Source organism: Ferruginibacter sp. (genome assembly GCF_031430955.1).
GTDB lineage: Bacteria > Bacteroidota > Bacteroidia > Chitinophagales > Chitinophagaceae > Ferruginibacter.
The window spans coordinates 1-3,802 of the sequence record NZ_JANPCM010000537.1 but is presented as its reverse complement, the minus strand read 5'-3'; the positions used below and the strand labels follow the sequence as shown (position 1 = coordinate 3,802).

At 33.8% G+C, this 3,802-nt stretch carries 6 protein-coding genes; 4 read left to right on the top strand and 2 right to left on the bottom strand.

Annotated features, from left to right (window positions below):
• The 4 genes from ACY65O_RS15095 to ACY65O_RS15080 all read left to right on the top strand — a co-directional run.
• The coding region (locus tag ACY65O_RS15095; protein ID WP_462221690.1) for a hypothetical protein at nucleotides 1-1,022 on the top strand (1,022 nt) is incomplete at its 5' end.
• On the top strand, nucleotides 1,009-1,323 hold the full coding sequence (locus ACY65O_RS15090; RefSeq protein ID WP_462221689.1) for a DUF4286 family protein: 315 nt from the start codon (nucleotides 1,009-1,011) through the stop codon (nucleotides 1,321-1,323). The genes ACY65O_RS15095 and ACY65O_RS15090, both read left to right, overlap by 14 nt.
• A gap of 317 nt (nucleotides 1,324-1,640) precedes the next feature.
• Nucleotides 1,641-1,910: an HU family DNA-binding protein gene (locus tag ACY65O_RS15085; RefSeq protein WP_462221688.1), complete on the top strand. Its 270-nt coding sequence runs from the start codon at nucleotides 1,641-1,643 to the stop codon at nucleotides 1,908-1,910.
• Nucleotides 1,911-2,005: 95 nt separating this feature from the next.
• The gene (locus tag ACY65O_RS15080) at nucleotides 2,006-2,119 is read left to right on the top strand and encodes a 30S ribosomal protein THX (protein WP_462221687.1); all 114 of its coding nucleotides are present in this window, start codon (nucleotides 2,006-2,008) and stop codon (nucleotides 2,117-2,119) included.
• A gap of 139 nt (nucleotides 2,120-2,258) precedes the next feature.
• On the opposite strand, the gene pdxH is transcribed toward ACY65O_RS15080, so the two are convergent.
• A complete protein-coding gene (gene pdxH / locus ACY65O_RS15075; RefSeq protein ID WP_462221686.1) occupies nucleotides 2,259-2,897 on the bottom strand; it encodes a pyridoxamine 5'-phosphate oxidase in 639 nt (212 codons plus the stop codon).
• A gap of 88 nt (nucleotides 2,898-2,985) precedes the next feature.
• Nucleotides 2,986-3,597: a Yip1 family protein gene (locus ACY65O_RS15070; RefSeq protein WP_462221685.1), complete on the bottom strand. Its 612-nt coding sequence runs from the start codon at nucleotides 3,595-3,597 to the stop codon at nucleotides 2,986-2,988.
• Nucleotides 3,598-3,802: the final 205 nt, after the last annotated feature.

The window sequence follows — 3,802 nt, the reverse complement described above, 5'->3', positions numbered from 1 at the left end:
ATTCCGACAACAGTAAGGGGTTTGATGTTGCCTTTATGGATTTAAAGTTTGCTAAAATCGAGAATGGCAAATTAAAAACTACCCTATTAATTGAAAATAGTTTTGATATAATTTCAAACATTGGCCTTACTATCAGAAACACAACTGCAGAAAGATTTTGTACATTAAGTGGCAGTGATGATAAAATAAACTGGTTTGTAATAAACGATAGTATCCTCATTAATCCTTCATTTAATAATACCGATACGAGGAATACATTTATGTTGAATTTTCCATCAAGTAATTACAAATATTTTAAGTTAATAATTCACAACAATAATAAAGACCCATTTGATATTAAAGATGTTCTCACTAAGACACCTCCCGTTCTTGAATTATATTCGTTGCATGAATCAATGCAAAATCCTTTACCAAAAATTGAGCGAAAAGACAGTGGTAAAATTTCCTATATCAAAATCATTCAGTACCAACCTTATCATTTCGATCATATAAGTTTTAAATTAAGTGGTGTAAAATATTTCTCCCGTAAAGCTGATTTATATGTTCCTGAAAATAATACCCATTCATTTTCAAGCCCCGGACGATTATTACAATCATTTACTCTTTCTAATAACAGCACCTTACATTTTAAAGTGCCCCTTTGCAATGTTCCGATATTTTATTTATTGATTAACAATGAGGATAACCTACCACTTATAGTTAATGAAGTTAAAACAAATAATAGTTATCATACAGTTACAGGTTATCTGGAAAAGGGTAATAATTATAAACTGATTTTGGATAATTTATCTGCAACAACTCCTAATTATGATTTAGTGAAATTAACTAAAGAGATGCCTGCTAAAATTTTAAAATCAGAAAAAATAATCGCAATTGAAAATAAAACTCTTGAGGTAACCCCTGCAAAAAATAACAAATGGATATTATGGGCAGCAATAACAGCAGCCTTATTAATTTTACTGTTGTTTACCAAAAAAATGATAACTGAAGTTAATAAAAGAAAGCAAGATGATAGTGTATAACGTTACAACAAAAGTTACCACTGCAATTGCCAGTGACTGGCTGCAATGGATAAACGAAGAACACATTCCTGATATTATTAGCACTGGATGTTTTACAAGCGCCACCGTTTTACAATTATTAGAAACAGATGACAGTGAAGGCCCCACTTTTACCGTACAATATTTTGCAGAAAGTAAATCGAACTACAACATTTACATAGAAAAATTTGCGGCAGCCATGCGGCAAAAAGCATTTGATAAATGGGGCGATAAATTTATTGCCTTTCGCTCTTTGATGGAGGTTGTAGCCCCCATGCCCTAAAGGAGAGTTATTCGACATTACTACGTTTTAAATTTGCTTTTTAATAAATTAGCTAATTATAAAAATAATATATCAGTATGTTGCAAGCCGCTTTGGCAAAGGATTTCAAAGCCTTCCTCCTGAAAGCCTTTGCTGTAGAGGCTTTTACTGTGTACGCCCCCAATTGCAAATTACAAATTACCAATTACCATTTCCCCCAAATCCTTATTCCATGCGGTTTACAGCCCTTCTTTACAAAAAAATAATTTAATAAAAAATTTTGTTGCAATTAAAAAGCCTATATATTTGTCGCATAATAAAATTCAAAAAAAATAAACATGAACAAAGCTGAATTAATTTCGAAACTTGCTGATGATGCAGGCATTACAAAAACACAGGCAAATGCTTCTTTAGATTCTTTTGTAGAAGCAGTTACTGTTACTTTAAAAAAAGGTGGTAAAGTTACTTTAGTTGGTTTTGGTACTTTCTCTGTATCAAAAAGAGCTGCCCGTAATGGCCGCAATCCTCAAACAGGTGCTGTTATTAAAATTAAAGCAAAAAAAGTTGCTAAGTTTAAAGCCGGTAAAGAGTTATCTGCTAAAATGTAATGTTGCAGTAAAAACGTTAAAAAGCAAGGCGCCATTGCACCTTGCTTTTTTTATAACAATTCAATTTATTAATTAAAAAATAAAATCTATCAATTATGGGACGTGGAGATATAAAAACAAAAAAAGGAAAAATTACTAAAGGTTCTTTTGGTAAAACAAGACCAGCAAAACCTGCAAAGAAAAATGTTGCCCCTGCAAAAAAAGCGTAATAAAAAAGTAATTGGGAATTTGTAATTTGGAATTAGGTTTTCGATTTAATCACTCTGTATTAATACAAGCATTCAATAATTTGGGTATTCATGCATTGATTATATACCGCAATTCAAATTCCCAATTACTAATTACCTTCTAAGGAGCCAGTCGTTCAATACTCCAGCTGCCTTTGTGCAAACTGTATTGAATGCGATCGTGTAAACGGCTGGGGCGGCCCTGCCAAAATTCTATTTGAACCGGCTTTACAACATATCCGCCCCAATGCGGTGGCCTGGGTATATTGCCGTCGGTAAATTGCTTTTCAAATTTTGCAGAGCTGTCTTCAATAACTTGTCTGTTTGCAATAACAGTACTCTGCGGCGATGCCCATGCGCCAATGCGGCTGCCCACAGGCCTCGACGTAAAATACGCATCACTTTCCGCTGCACTTATTTTTTCAACTGTTCCGGTTATTCTTATCTGCCTTTCCAGTGCTGCCCAAAAAAACACTAAACAAACGTTGGCGTTTTGTTCCATGGCTTTCCCTTTATGGCTTTGGTAATTAGTAAAAAAAATAAAACCATTTTTATCATAGCCTTTCAGTAAAACAATTCTTGCAGCTGGAATCCCATCTGCAGTTGCTGTTGCAAGCGTCATGGCATTTACTTCTGTTATCTCACTCTTCACGGCTTCATCCCACCATTTATCAAATTGCTCAATGGGGTCTGCAGCAACATCAGTCTCTAAAAGTGTTTGCAGTTTATAATCTTTGCGTATATCGGCTATGTTATTCATATTATTTTATCAGCAAAAGTCCATCAATTGGGGCAAATAAAAAAGGCTGTTTTATAAACAGCCTTTTAAAAATTATCTTTTAAATTTTTTATTTAAATAAATTATCAAGGCCACCTAAAGCATAAGGGTTACCAAAAATTGCCCACATTACTCTTTCTAAAACCATCCCTACAACAATGCTTACAACAATTATAATTACGGCACTCACTATCATATAAACCACTACCTGATCTTCCGGGGTCTTCTTTAACTTGGGGAGGCCGATATAAAAAAGATAAATGCTGTAAAGACCAATAATTAACAGAAACGAAAGTGCTGGCAAAATATAAAATATCCCGGCTACAGCACTTGCTGTAGTTGCATAAGCTACCAATTGTGCAGATTTGCCAAGGTTCTTTTCGGATTTAAAATTTGGAGCCAAGGCATCAATTACATAAGTGCAAACGAAATAACTGATAATACTGGACAAGAATAATTTTATTGCCATAGATAAGCCCCATTTTGCACCTGCAATTTTAAACCCCAGCACACTAACACCTATTAATCCATAGCCAATAAAAGCGGCTATTGCAGGTATTAATGCCATTATTACAACATACTTGGGTAATAAACTCATTGGCGTTTCAGTTTCTCCATTAATAACATCCCATTCAGTTTTGGGAGTAATTAAAATGTTTTTTGCTCTGTCAATTAAATTCATAAGTTTTAAGTTTTAGAGCAGTAAAGTAGACAAAGGATTGCAGCTTTGCAATAATTAAACCCGTTTTTTATAAACAGTAAACGAACAAGTATTTTAGAGAGAGAGTAATTTATGTTATGTGACCTGCATTTTTTCCAGCAGGGCAACTTTATTTTTTAAATGATCTCTTTCGTCTGTAAGCATTTCCATACTGCTTTCCATTTCG

What these genes read in the sequence shown, in the direction of transcription:
- ACY65O_RS15090 (WP_462221689.1), top strand. Translation starts at nt 1,009, where the DNA reads ATGATAGTGTATAACGTTACAACAAAAGTTACCACTGCAATTGCCAGT.
- ACY65O_RS15085 (WP_462221688.1), top strand. Translation starts at nt 1,641, where the DNA reads ATGAACAAAGCTGAATTAATTTCGAAACTTGCTGATGATGCAGGCATT.
- ACY65O_RS15080 (WP_462221687.1), top strand. Translation starts at nt 2,006, where the DNA reads ATGGGACGTGGAGATATAAAAACAAAAAAAGGAAAAATTACTAAAGGT.
- pdxH (WP_462221686.1), bottom strand. Translation starts at nt 2,897, where the DNA reads ATGAATAACATAGCCGATATACGCAAAGATTATAAACTGCAAACACTT.
- ACY65O_RS15070 (WP_462221685.1), bottom strand. Translation starts at nt 3,597, where the DNA reads ATGAATTTAATTGACAGAGCAAAAAACATTTTAATTACTCCCAAAACT.